21 protein-coding genes and 1 riboswitch are annotated in these 21,832 nt (G+C 73.8%); of the genes, 17 read left to right on the forward strand and 4 right to left on the reverse strand.

Annotated elements, in window-relative coordinates:
• Positions 1 to 19 precede the first annotated feature (19 nt).
• Positions 20 to 643 (reverse strand): carbonic anhydrase, encoded by a 624-nt coding sequence (locus ACFYL6_RS16530; protein ID WP_387171916.1) that lies wholly within the window; start codon positions 641 to 643, stop codon positions 20 to 22.
• Positions 644 to 812: 169 nt separating this feature from the next.
• On the opposite strand from ACFYL6_RS16530, the gene ACFYL6_RS16535 reads away from it, so the two are divergent.
• The 5 genes from ACFYL6_RS16535 to ACFYL6_RS16555 all read left to right on the forward strand — a co-directional run bounded on the left by ACFYL6_RS16535 (position 813) and on the right by ACFYL6_RS16555 (position 6,995).
• Positions 813 to 1,760: an alpha/beta fold hydrolase gene (locus ACFYL6_RS16535; RefSeq protein WP_387171918.1), complete on the forward strand. Its 948-nt coding sequence runs from the start codon at positions 813 to 815 to the stop codon at positions 1,758 to 1,760.
• Between the two features lie 107 nt (positions 1,761 to 1,867).
• Positions 1,868 to 3,985, forward strand: a complete 2,118-nt coding sequence (locus tag ACFYL6_RS16540; protein WP_387171920.1) for a HelD family protein — start codon at positions 1,868 to 1,870, stop codon at positions 3,983 to 3,985.
• Positions 3,986 to 4,092: 107 nt separating this feature from the next.
• A complete protein-coding gene (locus tag ACFYL6_RS16545) occupies positions 4,093 to 5,010 on the forward strand; it encodes a cation diffusion facilitator family transporter (RefSeq protein ID WP_387171921.1) in 918 nt (305 codons plus the stop codon).
• A gap of 118 nt (positions 5,011 to 5,128) precedes the next feature.
• A riboswitch (cyclic di-AMP (ydaO/yuaA leader) is annotated at positions 5,129 to 5,260 on the forward strand.
• Positions 5,261 to 5,265: 5 nt separating this feature from the next.
• Positions 5,266 to 6,330, forward strand: a complete 1,065-nt coding sequence (locus ACFYL6_RS16550; protein ID WP_387171923.1) for a coiled-coil domain-containing protein — start codon at positions 5,266 to 5,268, stop codon at positions 6,328 to 6,330.
• Between the two features lie 155 nt (positions 6,331 to 6,485).
• Positions 6,486 to 6,995, forward strand: a complete 510-nt coding sequence (locus tag ACFYL6_RS16555) for a hypothetical protein (protein ID WP_387171924.1) — start codon at positions 6,486 to 6,488, stop codon at positions 6,993 to 6,995.
• Between the two features lie 123 nt (positions 6,996 to 7,118).
• Here ACFYL6_RS16555 and ACFYL6_RS16560 read toward each other — a convergent pair whose 3' ends face one another.
• On the reverse strand, positions 7,119 to 7,583 hold the full coding sequence (locus ACFYL6_RS16560) for an SRPBCC family protein (RefSeq protein ID WP_387171926.1): 465 nt from the start codon (positions 7,581 to 7,583) through the stop codon (positions 7,119 to 7,121).
• A gap of 190 nt (positions 7,584 to 7,773) precedes the next feature.
• Between ACFYL6_RS16560 and ACFYL6_RS16565 the strand changes: the two genes are divergently transcribed.
• Together ACFYL6_RS16565 and surE are read left to right on the forward strand one after the other, a co-directional pair.
• Positions 7,774 to 8,751, forward strand: coding sequence for a PfkB family carbohydrate kinase (locus tag ACFYL6_RS16565; RefSeq protein WP_387171928.1), 978 nt, complete (start codon positions 7,774 to 7,776; stop codon positions 8,749 to 8,751).
• Positions 8,748 to 9,575: a 5'/3'-nucleotidase SurE gene (gene surE / locus ACFYL6_RS16570; protein WP_387171929.1), complete on the forward strand. Its 828-nt coding sequence runs from the start codon at positions 8,748 to 8,750 to the stop codon at positions 9,573 to 9,575. The genes ACFYL6_RS16565 and surE overlap by 4 nt, the downstream gene beginning before the upstream one ends.
• 18 nt (positions 9,576 to 9,593) lie before the next feature.
• On the opposite strand, the gene ACFYL6_RS16575 is transcribed toward surE, so the two are convergent.
• The gene (locus ACFYL6_RS16575) at positions 9,594 to 9,956 is read right to left on the reverse strand and encodes an STAS domain-containing protein (RefSeq protein WP_030330302.1); all 363 of its coding nucleotides are present in this window, start codon (positions 9,954 to 9,956) and stop codon (positions 9,594 to 9,596) included.
• Positions 9,957 to 10,345: 389 nt separating this feature from the next.
• Here ACFYL6_RS16575 and ACFYL6_RS16580 point away from each other — a divergent pair, with 389 nt between their 5' ends.
• From ACFYL6_RS16580 to ACFYL6_RS16600, 5 genes are all read left to right on the forward strand, one after another.
• Positions 10,346 to 10,486 (forward strand): hypothetical protein, encoded by a 141-nt coding sequence (locus ACFYL6_RS16580; protein WP_238670080.1) that lies wholly within the window; start codon positions 10,346 to 10,348, stop codon positions 10,484 to 10,486.
• Positions 10,487 to 10,654: 168 nt separating this feature from the next.
• Positions 10,655 to 11,053 carry a hypothetical protein gene (locus tag ACFYL6_RS16585; protein WP_091409235.1) on the forward strand — a complete coding sequence of 133 codons (399 nt, stop codon included), beginning with the start codon at positions 10,655 to 10,657 and terminating at the stop codon, positions 11,051 to 11,053.
• Positions 11,054 to 11,660: 607 nt separating this feature from the next.
• On the forward strand, positions 11,661 to 12,347 hold the full coding sequence (locus ACFYL6_RS16590; RefSeq protein ID WP_387171932.1) for a BON domain-containing protein: 687 nt from the start codon (positions 11,661 to 11,663) through the stop codon (positions 12,345 to 12,347).
• A 96-nt stretch (positions 12,348 to 12,443) separates the two neighbouring features.
• On the forward strand, positions 12,444 to 12,941 hold the full coding sequence (locus tag ACFYL6_RS16595; protein WP_387171934.1) for a redoxin domain-containing protein: 498 nt from the start codon (positions 12,444 to 12,446) through the stop codon (positions 12,939 to 12,941).
• Positions 12,938 to 13,486, forward strand: coding sequence for a DsbA family protein (locus ACFYL6_RS16600; RefSeq protein WP_091409221.1), 549 nt, complete (start codon positions 12,938 to 12,940; stop codon positions 13,484 to 13,486). The genes ACFYL6_RS16595 and ACFYL6_RS16600 overlap by 4 nt, the downstream gene beginning before the upstream one ends.
• A gap of 5 nt (positions 13,487 to 13,491) precedes the next feature.
• Here ACFYL6_RS16600 and ACFYL6_RS16605 read toward each other — a convergent pair whose 3' ends face one another.
• The gene (locus ACFYL6_RS16605; RefSeq protein WP_387171936.1) at positions 13,492 to 16,359 is read right to left on the reverse strand and encodes a LuxR C-terminal-related transcriptional regulator; all 2,868 of its coding nucleotides are present in this window, start codon (positions 16,357 to 16,359) and stop codon (positions 13,492 to 13,494) included.
• A 144-nt stretch (positions 16,360 to 16,503) separates the two neighbouring features.
• On the opposite strand from ACFYL6_RS16605, the gene ACFYL6_RS16610 reads away from it, so the two are divergent.
• The 5 genes from ACFYL6_RS16610 (at position 16,504) to serS (ending at position 21,810) form a co-directional block, all read left to right on the forward strand.
• Positions 16,504 to 16,944: a hypothetical protein gene (locus ACFYL6_RS16610; RefSeq protein WP_387171938.1), complete on the forward strand. Its 441-nt coding sequence runs from the start codon at positions 16,504 to 16,506 to the stop codon at positions 16,942 to 16,944.
• Positions 16,941 to 18,089 carry an alcohol dehydrogenase catalytic domain-containing protein gene (locus ACFYL6_RS16615; RefSeq protein WP_387171940.1) on the forward strand — a complete coding sequence of 383 codons (1,149 nt, stop codon included), beginning with the start codon at positions 16,941 to 16,943 and terminating at the stop codon, positions 18,087 to 18,089. Before ACFYL6_RS16610 ends, ACFYL6_RS16615 begins: the two co-directional genes overlap by 4 nt.
• A 50-nt stretch (positions 18,090 to 18,139) precedes the next feature.
• The gene (locus ACFYL6_RS16620; protein WP_387171942.1) at positions 18,140 to 19,321 is read left to right on the forward strand and encodes a saccharopine dehydrogenase family protein; all 1,182 of its coding nucleotides are present in this window, start codon (positions 18,140 to 18,142) and stop codon (positions 19,319 to 19,321) included.
• Between the two features lie 25 nt (positions 19,322 to 19,346).
• Positions 19,347 to 20,429: a MerR family transcriptional regulator gene (locus ACFYL6_RS16625; RefSeq protein WP_387171944.1), complete on the forward strand. Its 1,083-nt coding sequence runs from the start codon at positions 19,347 to 19,349 to the stop codon at positions 20,427 to 20,429.
• A gap of 97 nt (positions 20,430 to 20,526) precedes the next feature.
• The gene (serS, locus tag ACFYL6_RS16630) at positions 20,527 to 21,810 is read left to right on the forward strand and encodes a serine--tRNA ligase (protein ID WP_387171946.1); all 1,284 of its coding nucleotides are present in this window, start codon (positions 20,527 to 20,529) and stop codon (positions 21,808 to 21,810) included.
• Positions 21,811 to 21,832 lie beyond the last annotated feature (22 nt).

The following is a 21,832-nucleotide window of genomic DNA, read 5'->3' on the forward strand; positions in this document are numbered from 1 at the left end:
TTGCGTATCCGGGGCCGGGTCAGCCTGGATCGAGCAGGGCGACCTCGCCGGTGGCCAGGTCGTAGAGTCCGCCGACCACGGCCACCCGGCCGGCGGCCACCGGCCCGGCCAGCAGGTCGTCCTGGCGCAGCGTACGCACCGTGCGCCGGACGTGCCGGCGGATCGCCAGCGGCTGCACCGCCGGATCGTCGATCCCCGCCTCGATCACCGCCGGGGCGATCTCGTCCACCAGGTGCGCCAGCGACCCTCCGGGACGCTGCCCGGTGCGCAGCGCCTCCACCGTGGCCTGCACCGCGCCGCACCGCTCGTGGCCGAGGACCATCACCAGCGGTACGCCGAGCTGGCCGACCACGTACTCGATCGAGCCGCAGACCGCGCGATCGAGCACGTGTCCCCCGGTACGGATCACACAGATCGCGCCGAAGGTCTGGTCGAAGATCGCCTCCAGCGGCACCCGGGAGTCGATGCAGCCCAGCACCACGGCGTACGGCTGCTGGTCGCCGGAGGCCGCGGCGGCGGCCGTGACGTCGTGTCCGTGCACCGGCTGGCCGCTGACGAACCGCCGATTACCGGCGAGCAGGTCGGCCAGCGCGGCGCGGGGCGTACCGCCGGCCTGCCGCCCCTGCCCCGACGTCGCGCCCATGGGCGCTCCCGACGACCTCATGCCGTTCAGCTTGGCCCGCCGCCGTCCAGCACGGGCGAGGACGGGAATGTTCGCCACGCCGCGATTGGCGTGGTGTCATGGCGGGTAGCCGGTGTTACCGCCGGGTATCCCGGTGCTGGTGGTACTGGGCGGCCCTGGGGAGGTGGCGATGCCGGAGCGGTTCGAGGTCGGTCTGCCGGACGGTGTACGGCTCAACGTCGAGGCGACGGGTCCGACGGACGCCCAGGTCACCGCCATCCTGCTGCACGGCTGGACGCTGGACGGGCGCGCCTGGCACCGGCAGGTCGACGCGCTCACCGAGGCGCCGTTCGGCGGTGCGGTGCGGGTGGTCGCCTACGACGCGCGGGGGCACGGCCGGTCCAGCTGCATGGCGCTGCCCACGGCCACCCTGGCCCAGTTGGGTGACGACCTGGCCGCGGTGATCGACGCGGTGGCGCCGACCGGCCCAGTGGTGCTGGTCGGGCACTCGATGGGCGGCATGACGATCATGGAGTACGCCCACCGCCACCCCGCGCACTTCGCCGCCCGTACCGCCGGCCTGGTCTTCGTCTCGACCACCGCCGAGGGGCACACGCACACCGTCTACGGGCTCTCGCCGCGAATCGCTCGGTTGATCCGGCTGGCCGAGACGACCGGCGCCGGCGTGCTGGCCCGGTGTGGCTCGTGGCGCGCGCCCCGGGCACTGCTGAACGCGCTGCAACCGAGCATCCGGTGGATGCTGTTCGGTGACCGTTGCGAGCCGGCCGACATCCGCCTGGTGACGTCGGCGGTGGCTCGTGCCTCGCTGCGCTCGATCGGCGGGTTCCGCGCCTCGATCGGCACCCAGCACCGACTGGACACCCTCGCCGCGCTGGCCCACCTGCCGGCCGCCGCCCTGGTCGGCGACCGGGACCGGCTGACCCCACCGCCGTGCGCCGAGTCCATCGCGGCGGCTCTGCCGGCCACCGAGCTGACCGTCTGCCCGGGCGCCGGCCACATGCTGATGATGGAACGCCCGGACGAGGTCAACGCCGCGCTCACCAGCGTGCTGCGGCGGGTGCTCGCGGAACCGCCGCCGGCCCACCGTGCCACGACCCCCGCCGAGACGGCTGCCTGAGCACGTTCGCGCACCTCGGGCGCGGCGGGTCGGGCCCGGGGCCGTACTCTTCTCGGTTGGCCCGCGCGGTTCCCGCCGCCTGCCGGCGACCCCTGAAGGAGCGTGCGTTGACCGACCAGACCGGCCTGGAGCAGGAGATCGCCGTCGAGCAACGACACCTCGACCGGGTGTACGCCCGACTGGCCGAGCTGCGGCAGTCGGCCGTCCGCGCCGAGCGCGACGGCTACCGGATGGCGCGGGTGGGCACGCACGGCGCTCTGGTCGAGCGCGACGCGATGGTCTTCCACGCGGCGCAGCGGCGGCACACCCTGGACGCCGAGCACGAGGGGTTGGTCTTCGGCCGGCTGGACCTGCGCGACCGTCAGGTGCTGCACGTCGGGCGACTCGGGATCCGCGACGAGAACGCCGTCACGCTTGTCGTGGACTGGCGCGCGCCGGCCGCCGCCGCCTTCTACCAGGCCACCCCGGCGCAGCCGCTGGACGTGGTGCGGCGGCGCACGATCCAGTCCCGCGCCGAGCGGGTCACCCGGATCGAGGACGACCTGCTGGACCCGACCGCCGCCCCGGAGGGGATGACTGTCGTCGGTGACGGCGCGTTGCTGGCCACCCTGTCCAAGGCCACCGGCCGGGGCATGCGCGACATCGTGGCGACCATCCAGCGGGAGCAGGACGAGGCGATTCGCTCGCCCGGTTCCGGGGTGACGATCGTCGCGGGCGGCCCCGGCACCGGCAAGACCGCTGTCGCCCTGCACCGGGCCGCGTTCCTGCTGTACTCCGACCGCAGCCGCTACGCGGGCGGCGGCATCCTGGTGGTCGGCCCGTCGTCGGTCTTCGTCGAGTACATCGGCTCGGTGCTGCCGTCACTCGGTGAGGACACCGCGACTCTGCACTCACTGGGCACCCTGTTCCCGGGAATGACCGCCACCCGCCCCGACCCACCCGAGGTGGCGGCGGTGAAGGGCTCGCTGCGGATGCGCCGGGTGCTGGAGCGGGCGGCCCGCGACGCGGTGCCGGGCGGCCCGGGTGAGCTACGGCTGCTCTACCGGGGCACGCTGCTGCGGCTGGACCGGGCCGCGCTGGACCGGATCCGGGACCGCGCGCTGCAACGCGGCGCACGGCGCAACGAGGTGCGCCGGGCCGGTTTCGACGGGGTGTTCGCCGCGCTCTGGGCACAGGCCCGTGAGCTGAGCAGCGGTCGACTGCCGGAGCAGCCGGCCTTCGAGGCGGAGATCGCCGAGCGGCCGGAGTTCCGGGAGTTCCTCAAGGCGTGGTGGCCTCGGCTGCACCCCCGGCACGTGCTCGGCTGGCTGGCGCAGCCGGACCGGCTGCGCCGGTACGCCGGGGGAATCCTCTCCTCGGCGGAGATCCGGCTGCTCAACGCCGCGTACCGGAACCTGGACTCGGCCGGGCTGACCATCGCCGACGTGGCGTTGCTGGACGAGTTGGACGCGCTGCTCGGCAAGCCCGCGCAGCCGGCCAAGGCGCGACGCGACCCGTTCCAGCTCGCCGGTGGCGTCCGCGAGCTGAGCACCCTCGGCGAGCGGCAGCGGGCCGCCCGCGCGGCGGCCCGCGAGCGCCCGGAGGACTACCGGGAGTACGCGCACGTGGTGGTGGACGAGGCGCAGGACGTCTCGCCGATGCAGTGGCGGATGATCGGTCGCCGCGGCCGGCTGGCATCCTGGACCGTGGTGGGCGACCCCGCGCAGACCGCGTGGACCGGCGATCCGGAGGAGCTGACCCGAGCCCGCGACCAGGCGCTGGGCCGGCGCAAGCGGCACGACTTCACGCTCACCACCAACTACCGCAACTCGGCGGAGATCTTCGCGGTGGCGGCGGCGGAGATCCGTCGGCTCTACCCGGACCTGCCGCTGCCGACCGCCGTCCGCTCCACCGGGGTCGAGCCGGTCGAGCTGGTGGTGCCCCCGACGGGGTTGGAGACCGCGACCGTGGAGGCCGCCGCCGGCCTGCTGGCCGAGGTGGAGGGCACGGTCGGGGTGATCACGCCGGTCCCCCGCCGGGACGAGGTCGCCGGTTGGCTCGGCGCGCTCGGCGCGCCGAGGTTGCAGGTGGTGACCAGCCTGGAAGCCAAGGGCATGGAGTACGACGGGGTGGTGCTGGTCGCCCCGAGCGAGATCCGGGCGGATCCGGGCGCCGGGGTACGCACCCTGTACGTGGCGCTCTCCCGGGCCACCCAGCGGCTCACCACCATCGACCCGACCGGCTGACCCGTACGGACCGCCGCCGGCGGGAAGGCGCTACCCGTACACTTGCATACATAGCGATGTGAGCATACATTTGACCGGGTCCCGACCAGCGGCGGAAGGTGGTTCTCGTGGGCGCAGGTCATGACCACCACCATGGGTCCGTCGCCAATGCCGCACACCAGCACCGGGGTCGCCTCTGGGCGGCATTCGGTCTGCTCGCCACCCTGATGGTGGTCGAGGCGGTGGCCGCCCTGCACACCGGCTCGCTCGCCCTGCTCTCCGACGCCGGGCACATGTTCACCGACGTGCTCGGCATCGGGATGGCGCTCGCCGCGATCACGGCGACCCGCCGGGCCACCGGCGACCCGCAGCGCACCTTCGGCCTCTACCGGCTCGAGGTGCTCGCCGCGCTGGCCAACGCCGTCCTGCTCTCCGGCGTCGCGATCTACGTGGTGATCGAGGCGATCCGCCGGTTCGGCGACCCGCACCAGGTCATCGCCGGTCCGATGCTCGCGGTGGCCGTGCTCGGCCTGCTCGCGAACATCGCCGCCTTCGCCATGCTGCGCGCCGGGGCCCGGGAGAGCATCAACCTCCAGGGCGCCTACCTGGAGGTGCTCGGCGACCTGCTCGGCTCGCTCGGCGTCATCGGTGCGGCGCTGCTCATCAGCGTCACCGACTGGTGGTGGGCGGACCCCCTGGTCGCGGTCGCCATCGGCGTGTTCATCCTGCCGCGCACCTGGCGGCTGGCCCGCGCCGCCCTCCGCATCCTGGTGCAGGCCGCCCCGGAGCACCTCCAGGTGACCGCCGTGCACGACCGGCTGGCCGCGGTCCCCGGCGTCGTCGAGGTGCACGACCTGCACGTCTGGACGCTCACCTCGGGCATGGAGGTGGCCTCCGCGCACCTGACCATGGCACCCGGCGCGGAGGTCGGCGCCGTGCTCACCGCGGCGCGTACGGCCCTGCACGACGACTTCCGCATCGAGCACGCGACGTTGCAGATCGAGCCGGGCGCCGCCTCCGGGGCGTGTGGCTCCATCGAGTGGTGACCGGGCCGTGATTTTCCGTGGTGACGCACGCACCGTCCGTCACATTGGCTGCAGCCGCCCCACCGGCACCGGTAGGCTCGGTCCCGGCCTCCACCAGGCGGCGCCCTCCCGGCGCCGGTGGCGGTCGCCGCCTAATCGCCCACCTGGGCGAACCGGGGAACCATGTTCCTGGGGTGCATCCGCGTCAGCGGTAGGGATCTTCCGTCCCGAACCCGTCAGCTAACCCGGTCGGCGGCTGACGGAAGGACATGCGCAGTGGCACCAGCACGACCACCCGCCGCCCGACTGGCGGCCCTGATCGTCGCGATGTTCGCCCTCGGCGTCGCGCTCCCGGCCGGCACCGCCTCGGCCGCTCCCCCGACCGGCCTACGGGCCGCCGCACCCGACTCCGACGAGGAGGGCGGCACCCCGGCGCTGCGCGCCCAACTCGAGGCGGCCAGCAAGGGCTACCTGGACGCGAAGCGCGCCCTGGACACCTCCGTACAACGGCAGCAGCAGCTCGCCACCCAGCTGAAGACCATCGAGGTCGAGATCGACCAGCGCAACGGCAAGGTCGGCGAGATCGCCGAAGTGGCCTACCGCACCGGCCGGCTCGGCGCGATGTCGGCGCTGCTCAACAGCAACACACCGGAAGGCTTCATGGACCGGGCCGCCGCGCTCGACGCGGTGGCCGCCAACGAGGACCGGGTGCTGCGCGACCTGCTGAACAGCAAGGACAAGGCCAACCGCACCCGGGTCGCCCTGGACGGCGAGATCAACGAACAGCGCAAGCAGGTCGCGGTGATGGCCAAGCGCAAGGAACAGGCCGAACGGGCCCTGACCGTGGCCACCACACCCAAGCCGCAGACCACCGCGGACACCGACTCCAACCGGGGCACCTCCACCGCCAACGCGACAGCCGCGCCGCGCAACTCCGACGGCTCCTGGCCCTCCGAGTCGTGCAGCATCAACGACCCCACGCCGGCCAGCGGCTGCATCACCCCGCGCACCCTGCACGCGCTCAACCAGGCGAAGGCCGCGGGTTTCACCCGGTACGTCTCGTGCCACCGCCCCAGCGGCTCCGGTGAACACCCGAAGGGCCGGGCCTGCGACTTCGCGGCACAGAAGGGCGGCTTCGGTGGAGCCGCGACCGGTGGCGACAAGACCTACGGCAACAACCTGGCCGCGTACTTCATCCGCAACGCGGACCGGCTCGCCGTGCTCTACGTGATTTGGTACAAGCAGATCTGGCTGCCCAGCAGCGGGTGGAAGTCGTACAGCGGGGCGCAGGGCACCCCGTCGACCGACCACACCAACCACGTACACCTGTCGGTCTACTGACCCCAGCCGTTCCCTACGGGTCGTGATGCCTGTGAGTCATCGTGATGACTCACAGGCATCACGTGCGTCCAGGGACCGGGCTACGTCGCCGGGCGTACCCCTGATGTCGTCGCTCGTCGGACGACCCGGCCGGCGTCGGCGGGCAGCATCGCGGTATGCCTCGGATCCGACCCACCACCCGCAAGGCCCTGCTCACCCTGCACCTCGTCACCTCGCTCGGCTGGCTGGGCACCGACCTGGTGCTGCTCACCCTCGGCATCGCGGTGCAGCGGGGCGCCGACCCGGCGGTGGTCTATCCGGTCACGGCCCTGGTCGGCACGGTGCTGTTCGCGCCACTGAGCGTCCTGGTCTGGCTGATCGGAGTCGCCAGCTCGCTGCTCACCCCGTGGGGCCTGCTGCGCCACCGCTGGGTGCTGGTCAAGCTCGTGCTCACCACGGTGATGGTCGGGCTGGTGCTGTTCCTGCTCACCCCGAACCTGCGCCACGCCGGGGCGGTCGGCGCGACCCTGCCCGCACGCGATCGGGCCGACCTCGTCATCGCGCCGGCGGTGTCGACCAGCCTGATGATCATCGCGACGGTGCTGTCCACCTACAAGCCGTGGGGCCGACGCGCCGCCGCCCGAACCACCCGCACGAACCGTGATCGCGCTGCAACCACGACCTAGCTGCCCGCCCTGCTCCGCGATCTTGCACTTGCTGTGCCGGCATTTGGGGCATCCCACTGATACCGACAACCGAAACTGCAAGATCGGCGCACGGTGGGGGCGCAAGCCCTCGGGGCGGGCGGGTCAGGTGGGCGGGGGGTTGGCGGTGCGGTCGAGGGCCGCGCCCAGCCGGGTGGCGAGGGCGAGGTGAGCGGCTTGGGCCTGGCGGAACGCGTAGCGGAACAGCGGCGTCGGCGCGGTCAGGGTGATCTCGACGTCGATGCGGACCAAGCCGTCCGGCTCGGCGCGCAGTCGGGTGTGGTTGCGCACCGTGGTGGCTGGCCACTGGCGGGCCACCATGACGATCTCGTCGGCCTCGCTGATCAGCACGTCCGCGTGGTAGGTGGTCCGGAAGCGCAGCGGGCCGGCCGCCAACCGGTCGTTGATCGTGTAGCTGGCCTGGGCGCCGGGCCGGGGCGGCACCCGGCGGACCCGGACGATCAGTGGGTGCAGCTCACCCTGCCGGGTCAGGTCGCTGAGCAGAGCCGCCGCCTCGGCGGGTGAGCACCGGGCCTGGACGGTGTAGCTGAAGGTATCGCTGCTGAGCACACCGTCTCCCGCCGTCGTTGGTCGCCCGATCGTCCCGTACCGATGTCTGGCTGGCAACGCCCGACGGCCCCGAGCGCCGCGCCCGGACCGGGTCGATGGCACGACCTGCCACTACCTGCGCGATTAAGGTCGGTTAGTACGAAATCTTCCGAAGGTGCCGGAGGGCGACCAGCATGAACGGCGACGACCGATGAGTGGGCACGTGATGGTCTTCGCGCCCACTCCACAGCTGACGGTGACCGTGGACCAGCCCAACGACCACCCTGAGCTGCACCTGCACCCCGGCGGGCAGGGCGTCTGGCAGGCCCGGATGGTGATCTCCCTCGGTGTCGACGTGGTGCTCTGCGCCGCCCTTGGCGGTGAGATCGGCCAGGTGCTGGAGCCGTTGCTGGTCAGCGAGGGCGTCGACCTCAAGGTGGTGGTCCGTGACTCCGGTAGCGGCGGGTACGTGCACGATCGCCGGGAGGGCTCCCGGCAGGAGATTGCCGACGTGCCCGGGCAGCCGCTGAGCCGGCACGAGATCGACGAGCTGTACAACCTCGCCCTCGGCGAGGGCCTACGGGCCCCGGTGAGCATCCTCAGTGGGCCGAACGAACCATGGCTCGTACCCGCCGACCTGTACCGACGCTTCGCCGCCGACCTCGGGGCCAACGGCGGCCGGGTGGTCGTCGACCTCTCTGGCGACCACCTCGGTTCGGTGCTGGAGAGCGGGGTGTTCTTCCTCAAGGTGAGTCACGAGGAGTTGATCCGCGACGGCCGCGCCCGCAGCGACGACAGCGCGGAACTGACCCGGGCCATGTACGAGCTGCACGTCGGCGGCGCCGAGACGGTGGTGGTGAGCCGCGCCGACCAGCCGGCGTTGGCGCTCATCGACGGGGAGTTGTTCCAGGTCGAGATGCCCCGGCTGGAGGCCGCCGACCCGCGCGGGGCGGGCGACTCGATGACCGCCGGAGTGGCGGCCGTCGTGGCCAGGGGCGGGGACATCCGGACCGCCATCCGCACCGGCGCCGCCGCCGGCGCGCTGAACGTGACCCGACACGGCCTGGGCACCGGGCGGCTGGACTCGATCACCGGCCTGGTGGACCGGGTCCGGCTGGTGCCGGCGGACAGCCGGCAACAGGAGCGGACCACCCCGGACGAGCTGGCCGACCGGGTGGCCGAGCGATGACCCTGCGGGTGTTGATCACCAACGACGACGGGATCGCGGCACCCGGCATCCAGGCGCTGGCCTGGGCGGCCCGGCAGCGGGGCCTGGACGTGGTGGTCGCCGCGCCGATGGAGGAGGCGAGCGGCACCAGCGCCGCGATGAGCGCCATGGAGCGCGACGGGCGGGTGGTCGTGAACGACCACCCGCTGTCGGACCTGGCGGGCGTAGCAGCGTACGGGGTCGCCGGTTCCCCCGGCTTCATCACGCTGATCGCCCTGCACGGGGCGTTCGGCCCACCGCCGTCGGTGGTGCTCTCCGGTGTCAACCGGGGCGCCAACGCCGGCCGGGCGGTGCTGCACTCCGGGACCGTGGGCGCCGCGTTCACCGCCGCCACGAACGGCTGCCGGGCGATGGCGGTCTCCCTCGACGTGCTCTCGGCCGGTGCGGCGACGGCCGCGAGCGGTGGCGCCGCGGTGGACGCCGCCGCCCGCGTACGCGACGCCGAGCGGCACTGGGACACCGCCGCGCGGGTCGCCCTGGACCTGCTCCCCCGGTTGACCTCCGCGCCGCTGGAGAGCGTGCTCAACGTGAACGCCCCGGACCTGCCGCACGGGCAGCTGCGCGGGGTACGGCGAGGCACCCTGGCCAGCTTCGGCCAGGTGCAGATGACGGTGGCCGAATCCGGCCACGGGTACGTCCGTACCTCACTGGAGGAGCCGGGGCAGGCCGCACAGCCCGGCACGGACGTGGCGTTGCTGGCTGCCGGGTACGCGTCGGTGACGGCCATCCGAGCGGTCACCGAGGCGACCGACATCGACCTGACCGGCCTGGACGAGCAGCCCTGACGAGGACGCCTGGCGCGCTCAGGCGCCGGGCAGCACCTCGGGGGTGGCGGCGCCGGCGAAGTAGGGCTCCGGGGCACCGAAGAGGCCGAGCAGGCCGGTCACCCAGAGCTGCCGGTGCACGAACCGGCTCGGTTCGGTGACCACCAGCTTGACGTCGCTGACCTCGGCTGTCTGGAAGCCGGCAACCATGGCGCTGATGCCGACGGAGTCGATGAAGGTGACCAGCCTCATGTTGAGTTCGATGCGCAGCGGGCGGCCCTTGGCCAGCACCTCCGCGATCGCTTCGCGCACCTCGTACGCTGTGTCGACGTCGATCTCGCCCCGCGGGGCGATCTCCACGACACCACCGGACAGAACCGACTTCACGATCGACAGGCTCACGCGAGCACCTCCACCCGCCCGTCCCCCGGGCGCCTCATCAGTACGCGGGCCGCGACCGAGAGTATTCCTCCGACGGCCTCGGTCGCCACCCCTCGGGATGAGCAATTCGCGGATCCCGACCCACAAAGCCGCCCATATCCGCACTTTTCAGTATCTGATTACTCAAGACTTTTTGTTATTTGACCCATCGGCGATCGGTCGTGACCGACGCGCCGCCGAACCAGGGTAGCGGTCCGGACCGGGCGCACCCGACAACCGGCCCGGGATGTACGCCTGCCCCGTGTGCCGTCGGCGTGTCGCCCACAGCCGGCCGGTGCGGATCGCGCCCATGGTTGCCGACGCGCCCTAGCATCGGCCGGGAGACACCACCGCGACGGAGAGGATCTTCGATGATCAAGCGACTTGCCGGCCTGGCCGGCGTCGGCGTCCTGCTCGCCCTTGTCTTGGCCTGCGGTTTCGGTGGCGGAGACGACGATGACGATGACGACGACGACTTCGCCCGGGGCGTCGCCGTGTCCGCGGTCCGCTGAGGTGGTGGCGCGTCGAGTTCCGGCGCGCCGAGCTGCCGGTGCTCCGCGGTGGTCGGGGTTTGCGTCCGGCTGACGCGGGGCACTGCGGGTAGACGACACCGTGACGCGCTGGAAAGACGCCGAAGTCCGAAGTGGCCGGCGGCTTCGGCACCCGAGGAGGTAACCACGATGTTCGGAACCAACCTGCTGGACCGCCGCAGCAAGCCGGAGCGGATCGCGGACCAGGCCTGGGAGCACCTGCTCTCGGCCGTCAGCTATGCCGGAGACAGCGTGCGGGACACCGCCCGCTCGGCCCGCCAGAACAGCAGCGACCTCGCCGACGGGGCGGGTGACCTGGTGGGATCCGCCGCCGAGGAGGCGCGACGCCGCGCCTCGCTGGCCTTCGACGCGCTCGCCGGCCGCCAGCCGGCACTGCCGTGGACGCTCCTGATCGGCGCCGCGCTCGTCGGCGCGGCGGTCGGCTGGGCCGTCGGCTCCGCCGCGCGGGCCGCTGGCAGCCGCGACGACCGTGCCGTCGACGACGTGGAGTTCGTCGACGTCGACCGCCCCAACTCCCCCGCCATCTGAACGACAGCGTCACCACGGGCCCCGATCGACTCAGGTCGAGCGGGGCCCGCCGTCGCACGTCCGCGTCCGCGTCCGCCCGCGTCGATCATGCAGTTGTGGTGGTGGACGAGTGTGGCGGGAACGAGCATTTCTCCCACCACGACTCCATGATCAGCGAGGGTGGATGGGCGCGAGGGTGGGTGGGCCGGCCCGCCGGGTGCCGGACCCCTCAGGCGGCCCGGCGGACCGGTGTACAGGTGGTGATCCGGGTCCCGGTTCCGCTCGGGATTCAACCCCGGGGGACGGGGTCGATCGCCTGGGTGACGCCGTGGCCCGGGGGACGAGCACGACGACGGGAACGGACGGAGCTGCCCCGGCTCCACCACCCGACGCGACGGCTCCCGCAATCGAGGAACGCGATTACCGTAACCGAAAGCCGCTCGCTTTGGAAGCGCTCCCATCATCGATGTTCGTCCTACCTCCGCGCCCGTGCCGCCCTGGTCCGGCCACGCCGTCACCCGTTCCGGGCGAGGACGGCTCACCCCGGGCGGCGGCAGGATCGCAGCAGGGCGGACCTCCGGCCGCAGCCACCACCCCGGTCCGCCACGGAACAGCGGAGGAGGGACAGATGGCCATCGCGGAGATCAACCGCACCGACCAGGACATCCAGTCCGCCGTGCTCGACGAGCTGACCTGGGAACCGCGGGTGCAGCCGCACGAGATCGGCGTGACCGTCGCCGAGGGCGTCGTCACCCTGACCGGCCGGGTGGACAGCTACGCCAAGAAGTGGGCCGCCGAACGGGCCGCGCACCGGGTCGCCTCGGTTCGGGCGGTCGCCAACGACGTGGCGGTGCAGCTCAACAACGGCACCGAGCGCGCCGACAGCGACCTGGCCGCCGCGGCCAGCCACGGGCTGGAGTGGGACGCGTTCGTACCCATCGAGAAGCTCCAGGTCACCGTCTCGGCCGGCTGGGTGACGCTGCACGGCGACGTCGAGTGGGAGTACCAGCGCCGAGCCGCCGAACGCGCGGTCGCCCGGCTAACCGGCGTACGCGGGGTGAGCAACGGCATCACCGTTCGACCGGCCACCGCGCCGGACGGCCGCAACCTGGCCGACCGGATCGTCGACGCCCTCGCCCGGGCCGGAGCGACCGAGGCCGAACGGATCAGCGTCCGGGTGCACGGCGACACCGCGATACTCGCCGGCTTGGTGCACTCGATGCCCGAACGGGCCGAGGTCGAACAGGTGGCCTGGTCCGCGCCGGGCATTCGGGAGGTACAGAACCACATCGCGGTCGCACCGGTGCTGCACTGAGCCGGCGCGGGTGCCCGCCCAGCGGGCGCTGAACAGGCGCGGAACCACCCGGGGTGGGTGAGCCCACCTCACCCACCCCGGGAGCAGGCTGGTGGCATGAGTGATCCGAACGGGCTGATCCAACCGGGGCGCACCGCGCCCGGTTTCACCCTGCCGGCCACCCCGGACGGGGCTTTGCTGGGGCCCGAGCAGTTCCGTGGCAAGCCGGTCGTGCTCGCCTTCTACCCCGCCGACTGGAGCCCGGTCTGCGGTGACCAGATGTCGCTCTACCAGTCGGCGGCACCCGTCTTCGCCCAGTACCAGGCGGTGGTGCTCGGTTTGTCGGTCGACGGCATCTGGTCCCACCGGGCGTTCGCGGAGAGCCGCGGCATCGAGTTCCCGCTGCTGGCCGACTTCGAGCCGAAGGGCGAGGTGGCGCGCCGCTACGGCGCGTACATGTCGAACGGTGAGGCGGCCCGGGCGCTGGTGGTGTTGGACCCGGCGGGGAACGTGGCCTGGAGCTACCTGTCGCCGCCCGACGTCAACCCCGGCGCCGACGGGATCTTCGACGCGCTGGACCAACTCGCCACCGATCGGAAGGTGATGGCCGGATGAGCACGCCACTGCAGGTCACCGCCCGGCTTCGGGACCCGGTGACCACCGACGACCACATCCGGGGGCCGGCCGACGCGGCGGTGACCATCGTCGAGTACGGCGACTTCCAGTGCCAGTTCTGCGGTGCCGCGTACCCGAACCTGCACGAGTTACTGCGGCAGCGGGCCGACACCGTACGGCTGGTCTACCGCTACTTCCCGATCGCCAACGTGCACCCGTACGCCGAACGCGCCGCCGAGACGGCCGAGGCCGCCGGGGTTCGGGGCCGGTTCTGGGAGATGCACGACTGGCTCTACGAGCATCAGGACCAGCTCGACCCGGTGCACCTCTCGCTCGGCGTCGAGCAGGTCGGGTTGCCGCCGGACGAGTTGAACGCCGAGGTGGAGAACCGTGCGCACGCGGACCGGGTGCGCCGGGACTTCGTGGGGGGCATCCGCAGCGGGGTGAACGGCACCCCCACCCTGTTCGTCAACGGCATCCGGCACGACGGCGGGTACGACCTGCCCGACCTGCTGACGGCCGCGGACGCCGCCGCCAACGCCTGACCCGCTCAGATCAGCCGCAACTCGCGCGCCCGCCGGACCGCTTCACGCCGGCGGGTGGCGTCGAGTTTGCGGTAGATGTTGCGGACGTGGGTCTTCACCGTGTTGACCGAGAGGGACAACTCGCTGGCGATCTCCACGTTGGACAGGATGCTCTGCAGGTAGCGCAGGATGGTCAGCTCCCGCTCGGTGAGCGGCTCGTCGAGCGCGCCTCTCGGGCTGGCGGCCGGCCCCGCGGTGCTCTGCCCCGCGCCCCGTACCAGGTCACTGACCAGCGCGAAGTGCGCGGTGCCCGCGTCCAGGTGTGCGGCCAGTAGGTCCCGCACGGGGGGCTCGGCCCGGGTGAACACCCTTCGGCAGCCCTGCGGGCCGGCCAGGTCCAGCGTCTGTTCCAGGATCCGACCCGCGCGACGTCCGTCCCCGGCGCGCTCGGCCAGCACCGCGTCCAGCAGACCGGCGTCCAGACGTACCGGTAGCGGCCAGGCCGTGGCCGCCGGCGCCTGCCAGTCCGGCAGGGTTCGCTCGGCGGCGGCGGGGTCGCCGGCCAGCAGCCGCACCTTCGCCAACGTCACGGCGAGCACCGGGTCGGCCCCCTCGTCGGCGGCGCCGGCCAGCAGGTCACGGACGGAGTCCAGGTCGCCCCGCGCGGCACGCAGTTCGGCTTCGGCGGCCCGCAGCAGACCGGTCAGCTCGGCGGCGGCGGGCCGGCCAGCCAGCGCCTCCCGGGCCCGGACGAGCAGCCGCTGGCCGGCCGCCGGGTCGCCGGAGTCGCGGTGCAGCTGCGCCCGGCACAGCGCGGCCACCGCCGCCGCCACCGGTTCGTCGGAGGCAGCGGCCAGCCGGTCGTCGCCCATCTCGGGGTTGCCGGCCCAGCCGCCCGCCACGTCGAGCGCCGGAAGGGCGAGGGCGAGGTTCGCCGTGGCCTCCTCGGGCTGGTCCCGCAGCAGTGCCACCACGGCGAGGGCCAGGTACGCGTAGCCGCAGTCGAGCCGACAGGACCAGCCCCGGCTGGGTGGCATGCCGAGCGCGTCCCGGGCCGCCTGCTCGGCCGCCCGCAGCTCGCCGCGCACGGCGAGCAGCAGCGCGGCGCGGCTGGTGCCGACCAGCTCGGTACGCGGCCGGCCGGCCTCCCGAGCCGCCGCTCGGGCCCGGACGAACCGGGCCGTGGGAAGCGCGCCGTCGGCCAACTCGACCAACCCGAGCGCGGTGCCGGTGAACGCCCGCAGGTCCAGGTCGTCGGCCGCGCCGCCACCGCCGGCCGTCGGAGCGGAACCGGCCACCCCGGTCGGCACACCGGCCACCCCGGTCGGAACCCGGGTCGGCGTGGCTTCCGCCGGGCGGGTGCGCAACAGGCGAGCGGCGGCGGCCCGGGCCTCGGCACGGTCGTCGGCGAGCCGGGCCACGGTCAGCTCCAGCGCGGTGACCAACCGCAGGAACCGGTCCCGGCGCGGCACCGGTAGGCCCGCGGCGTGTTCGGCGGCGGCCCGCAGGTGACCGGTGGCGGCCGGCAAATCACCGGCGTACGCGCGCTCGGCGGCGCAGGCCAGCGCCACCTCCGGGTCGGCGCGGACCACCTCCGCTGGCGGTGGCGCGGGTGCCGGGGCGTGCACCGGGTCCCGGTCGTAGCGGGCCAACTCGGGCCAGTGCGCGACGAACAGGTCACCGGCCAGGTCCCAGCGGCCGGCGGCCAGGGCGTGCCGCAGACCGTCGGCGGGCCGGCCCTCGGCCGCGTACCAGTCGGCGGCCCGGACGTGCAGCTCGCGCAGTTCGTCGGCGGGCAACCGGGCCAGGCCGGCGCGGAGCAGGTCGGCGAGGAGCGGCTCGCACCGGTACCAGGGCGGCCGGGTGTCCTCCCGGTGCAGTAGACCACCGGTCCCGGCCAGGTCGGCCAGCGCCTGCCCGGCGTCGGAACGACCGGTCAGGGCTTCGGCCAGGTCGGCGCAGACGCTGTCGACGAGGGCGGTCCGGCGCAGCAGGTCCTCCTGGGCCGGGTCGAGCGTCGCGAGCACCTCCTCGTGCAGGTAACCGGCGATCTCCGGTTGGTCTCCGCCGAACTGCCCCACCCAGCGCTCCGGGTCGGGCTGTCCGCGTACCGCCAGGGCCGCGATACGCAGCGCGGCCGGCCAGCCGCCGGTGCGCTCACGCAGCCGCCGCACGGCGGTCGCCGGCAGCGCGGCGGCGTGGGCGGTGAGCAGGTCGGCCACCTCGTCGTCGGTGAACGCCAGCTCGTCCGGGCCGATCTCGGTCAGCTCGCCGGCGAGGCGGAGCCGGTGCAGTGGCAGGTGCAGTCCGGCTCGCGCGCCGATCACCAGACGGAGCCGCCGCCCGGCATGGCGCAGCAGGAACTCCAGGCCGGTCAACGCCGCCGGGTCGGCGACCCGGTGCAGGTCGTCCAGGATCAGCAGCACCGGCCGGTCGGCGGCGGCGAGCGTGGCGGCCAGCGCCTCCAGCTGGTCGGGACGCGGCGGCCGGTCGGGCACCGGGCCGCCCTCCGCCGACCCGGTCGCCGTCCCCAACGCCGCGGCGAGGTACGCCCAGAGCCGGTCCCCGTCGTCGCCGGCCTCCACCGACATCCAGGCGGAGATCGGGTCGTCGGCGGACGAAACCGACAGGTCACCGGAGTCGGGCACGACCGCGCCCGGCTCGACGTCGGGCGAAGCGCCGCCCAGCCGCACCCAGGAGGCGAGCAGGGTGGTCTTGCCCCAGCCGGCGGGGGCGGCCACCAGGGTGACCGGTCCCGCGCTGCCCTCGTCCAACCGGCGCAGCAGGCGGGGCCGGGCCACCACCGGCTCCGGCGGCACGGCCGGCGTCAGCCGAGACGCCAACAGCCGTGGCCCCGGTGCCGGCTCGACCCGTACGCGATTCTGTTCCGGCACCCAGCCCCACCCCCACCACGCGCTCCGCCCCCGGTCGGCGAGCGGTTACCCGGCGCGGGCCGGTTCACCCCTTCCGGGCGAGCGCGCTTCACCCGACCCGGACCGACGATCGGGGGACGTGGACCGGGAGGACGGGTGGTACCGATGGGACGGCTGGCGCGGGCGGGACCCGCCCTCGGCGGCGCGGCGCGGGCCGGGGCGGCACGGTTGCTGCGCGTACCCCGTCGGGGTGGCCGGCCTGGCGCGGACGGCGACCGCGCCGCGCCGGCCCGGTGGGAGGTGGTGACCGTCGACCGGCCGCCGGAGCAGGTGCTTCCCGACGGCCGCTGGCCGGAGCCGCTGCGCCGCCTGGACGGGGCGGTCGAGGTGCGGGTGCGGCCGGCGCCCGGCGACCGGGGCACCGAGCTGGCCGCCCGGCCGCTGGCCGGCGTCACCCCGCCCACCGGGCTGGCCGCGCACCTGGTCGGTGACGACCCGGGTCTGCTGGTCCGCCGGACACTGCGCCAGATCAAGCAACGGGTGGAGGCCGGTGAGGTGCTCCGCGCGGACCGCTCCGCGCTGGACCGTCCCGAGGCCCACGGGTGAGGGCGCTGTGCTGGGAGGCCGCCGGCGAGCTGGGGGTACGCGAGGTGCCCGACCCGGAGCTGCGCAACGAACGTGACGTCATCGTCCGGGTCCGGCGCAGCGCCACCTGCGGAGGTGACCTGCCGCTGCTGGCCGGCCGGCACCCGCTGCTGCGGCCCGGCGACGTGCTCGGCGCGGAGTTCCTCGGCGAGGTGGTCGAGGTCGGCCCCGGGGTCCGCCGACACCGCACCGGCGATCGGGTGGTCGTCGGCGCGAGCGTGGCCTGCGGCGGCTGCTGGTACTGCCGCCGGGGCCTGCACTCCTGCTGCGACAACGCCCATGCCGACCTGGCCAGCGTCGATCCCGACTGGGCCCGCTCGGACACTGGCTGCTTCGGCCGGCCCCGGGCGGCGGGCGGCTTCGCGGGCGGCCACGCCGAGTACGTGCGGGTGCCCTACGCCGACGTGAGCGCCTTCCGGGTGCCGAACGCCGTCGACGACGACCGGGCGGTGTTCGCCGCGGACGTGGCGCCGACCGGGTGGCTCGCCACCGAGTTGGGTGCGGTGCGCCCCGGCGACGTGGTGGCGATCTGGGGCGCCGGGGCGGTGGGCCAGTTGACCGCCCGGGCGGCGGTGCTGCGCGGCGCCGCCCGGGTGCTGGTCGTGGACCGGCACGAGGAGCGGTTGCGGATGGCCGAGCGGCACTCCGGCGCCGAACCGCTCGACTACCGCCGCACCGACGTCGCGACCGAGTTGCGCGACCGCAGCGGTGGGCGCGGGCCGGACGTGTGTGTGGTGGCGGTCGGCCCGCCGCCGGCCCGGTCGATGGCCGACCGGTTCGGTGGCCAGCACGCCGACCGACCGGACGCGCTGCGGGAGGCCGTGCACGCGTGTCGCAAGAGCGGCGTGGTGGTGGTGCTCGGCGGGACGGGCGGTTTCGTCGACGCGTTCCCGCTGGGTGCGCTGACCGAGCGTCGGCTCACGCTGCGCGGCGCTGGTCGGCCGGATCTGCGGGACGTGCCGATGCTGCTGGACCGGATGGCCCGCGACGAGCTGCGGACCGAACACGTGGCCACCCACCGACTGCCGTTGGCGCGGGGCCCCGAGGGGTACGCGCTGTTCCGGGACCGGGCCGACGGCTGCGTACGCGCCGTGTTCACGCCCTGACCGCCTCCTCGTGATCGCTGATCGGCGACCACGAATGGCAGACTCGGAGGATGACTGGCGAGCGAACGTACGACGTGGTGTTGTTCGGGGCGACCGGGTTCACCGGTGGCCTGACCGCCGAGTACCTGGCCCGACACGCGCCGGCCGGGCTGCGCTGGGCGCTGGCCGGGCGCAACCCGCAGCGCCTCGCGGCCGTACGGGACCGGCTCGCCGCGATCGACCCGGGCCTGGCCGACCTGCCGCTGCTCGCCGCGGACGTGACCGACGCCGACTCCCTGCGGGCGGTGGCGGAGAGCGCCCGGGTGGTGGCCAGCACCGTCGGCCCGTACATCCACCACGGGGAGCCGCTTGTCGCGGCCTGCGCCCGGGCCGGCACCGACTACCTGGACATCACCGGCGAGCCGGAGTTCGTCGACCTGATGTACGTGCGTCACCACGCCGAGGCGACACACACCGGCGCGCGGCTGGTGCACGCCTGCGGCTTCGACTCCATCCCGCACGACCTGGGCGCCTGGTTCACCGTCAAGCAGCTGCCCGCCGACGTCCCGATCACCGTGGACGGGTACGTGCGCGCCGGCGGCCGGTTCTCCGCCGGCACCTACCACTCGGCGCTCACCGCGTTCTCCCGTACCGGGCAGGCCAGCCGGGCCGCGCGGGACCGTCGGGCGGTCGAGCCGCGCCCCACCGACCGGCGGGTCCGGGCGGTGCCCGGCCGGCTCGCCCGCTCGGCGGAGCTGGGCATCTGGACCGTGCCGCTGCCGACCATCGACCCGCAGGTGGTCCGTCGCTCGGCCGCGGCCCGTCCCGAGTACGGCCCGGACTTCCGCTACCGGCACTTCGCCGCGGTGAAGCGGCTGCCCACCGTGCTGGCCGGCGCGGCCGGGCTCGGCGCGCTGATCGGGCTGGTGAAGCTGCCGCCCAGCCGGCGCTGGCTGCTCGGCCGGCTCGCGTCCGGGCAGGGGCCCACCGCACAGCAGCGGGCGTCGTCCTGGTTCCGGGTCCGGTTCGTCGGCACCGGCGGCGGGCAGCGGGTGGTCACCGAGGTCGCCGGCGGTGACCCCGGCTACGACGAGACGGCGAAGATGCTCGCCGAGTCGGCGCTGTGCCTGGCGCTCGACGAGCTGCCGCCGACCGCCGGCCAGCTCACCCCGGTCGCCGCGATGGGTGACGCGCTGCTCGACCGGCTGGTCCGGGCCGGCCTCACCTTCCGGGTGCTCGAGCCCTCGGCTTGACCCTCAACCCGGTCGAGGGGGCAGGATGCCCAGCGTGAGTGACCTGCACAGCATCGGCGAGCTGGCCCGGGCCAGCGGCCTGACCGTCAGCGCCCTGCGCTTCTACGACTCGGCGGGGGTGCTGGAGCCCGCCCTGGTCGACCCGGTGACCGGCTACCGCTGGTACACCGAGGAGCAGATCACCCCGGCCCGGCTGGTGGCCGGGCTGCGCCGGATCGGCATGCCGGTGCCGGAGATCGCCGCCGCGGTCCGCGCCGAGGCGGCCGTGGTGCACCACCTGCTCGACGCGCACCTGCGCCGGCTCGCCGACGGGCTCAGCGACGCCCGCCGCGAGGTCGACCGGCTCCGGGCCCTGGTGGATCCGGCCCCGCCGGCCGCCACCACGCTCCTGGTCTCCCCCGCCGCCCTGGCCGCCGCGCTCGACGCGGTGCGCTTCGCCGTCGGCGTCGACCCGGAGCTGCCGATGCTCGCCGGCGTGCTGTTCGACGTGGAGTCCGACGGGGTCCGGCTCGTCGCCACCGACAGGTACCGGCTCGCGCTGGCACGGGCCGGGGCCGACGTCGACGGACCGCCGGTGCGGGTGTTCGTGCCGGTGGCGCTCGTCGACCAGCTCCGGCCCCTGCTCGACACCGCCGGCACCTGGCCGGTACGGCTGACCGTGGCGGGCGCGGACCTACGGGTGCGGGTGGCCGACCGCACGTTGACCGGCACCGCCCTGCCGTACGACTTCCCGGACTACCACCGGCTGCTGCGTAAGTCCGTCGGTGAGCGGCCGACCGCGCGGCGGATCCCGGTGGACGTGGCCGCGCTGCGCGCCGCGCTGGCCGATCCGGCGGCCCCCACTGTCGCCCGCGACCACGACGGCACGACCCGGGCGGTCACCGTGCTCGGCGTCGACGACCAGGGCGGGCTGCGGCTGCTCCCCGCCGCCGACCTGGGCACCGACGCGCTGCGGGTCGGGGTGGACGGTGGTTACCTGTTGGACGCGCTGAACGCGGCCGGCGCGCCGCAACTGGTGCTGGAGCTGGACGGGCCGATCGCCCCGCTGGCCGTACGCCGACCGGACGACGCGGACACCTACTCGGTGCTCATGCCGATCCGGCTCTGAGTCGACTGTCAGCACTCCCCGTCCCGGGAGGAAAAGCCCGCGACGGTAGCATCTGGTGGTTCACCTGTGAACCCCGGACGGAGGCGTACGGAGCAGCATGCTCGACATGGAGTTGATCCGGAAGGATCGCGAGGCGGTGGCGACCGCGCTGGCGAAGCGTCTGGATCCCGCCGAGGTCACCCGTGCCCTGGACGAGATCCAGCGGCTCGACCAGGAACGCCGCGCCCTGATCACGGAGATCGACGCCGAGCGGCAGCGCCGCAAGGCCGAGGCCCGGGCGTACGCGCAGGCGAAGCGGGCTGGCGAGGAGCCGCAGGCCGCCGCTCCGGAGGCGGAGCGTAAGCAGCTCGCCGACCTGGAGTCCCAGCTGGACGAGGTGCAGTCCCGGCTGCGCGACGCGATGAGTGAGCTGCCCAACCTGCCCAGCGACGACGTCGTGGCCGGCGGCAAGGAAGCCAACCGGGTCGTGAAGACCTTCGGCGAGCCGCCGGTGATCGAGAAGGTCCGCGACCACGTGGAGCTGAGCCGCGCGCTGGGCCTGGTCGACTACGAGCGCGGCGTCAAGCTCGGTGGGTCCGGTTTCTGGATCTACACCGGGGTCGGCGCCCGGCTGGAGTGGGCGCTGCTCAACTACTTCGTCGACCAGCACATCAAGGCCGGCTACGAGTTCCTGCTCCCGCCGCACCTGCTGCTCGATTCGGCTGGGTTCGCCGCCGGGCAGTTCCCCAAGTTCTACGACGACGTCTACCACCTGGACTCGGCGTCCGCCCCGCGCGGCCAGTTCCTGCTGCCCACGTCGGAGACGGCGATCCTCGGCGCGTACCAGGACGAGATCCTGGAGACCCCGAAGCTGCCGCTGAAGGCGTTCGCGTACACCCCGTGCTACCGGCGCGAGTCGGCCGGCTCGCACTCGGACGAGCGCGGCACGGTGCGCGGGCACCAGTTCAACAAGGTGGAGATCTTCCAGTTCACCCTGCCGGAGCAGGCCGACGCGGCGCTGGAGGAGATGCTCGCCCACGCCGAGAGCCTGGTCGAGGGGCTGGGTCTGCACTACCAGCGCACGCTGCTCTCGGCCGGTGACGCCAGCGCCTCGATGAAGAAGACCCTCGACATCGAGGTGTGGATGCCGAGCACCGGCAAGTACAAGGAGGTGTCGTCGGTCTCCTGGGCCGGCGACTACCAGGCTCGTCGGGCGGCCATCCGGTACCGCGAGCCGGGCGGTAAGCAGACGCGCTTCGTGCACACCCTCAACGGGTCGGCGCTGGCCACCAGCCGCCTCTTCCCGGCCATCCTGGAGCAGTACCAGCAGGCCGACGGCAGCGTCCTGATCCCCAAGGTCCTCCAAGACCGCCTAGGCACCGACCGCCTAACCCCCCGCTGACCGGACCCCTCCCCCTCCCCGT

Source organism: Micromonospora sp. NPDC007208, assembly GCF_042869175.1.
GTDB lineage: Bacteria > Actinomycetota > Actinomycetes > Mycobacteriales > Micromonosporaceae > Micromonospora > Micromonospora foliorum.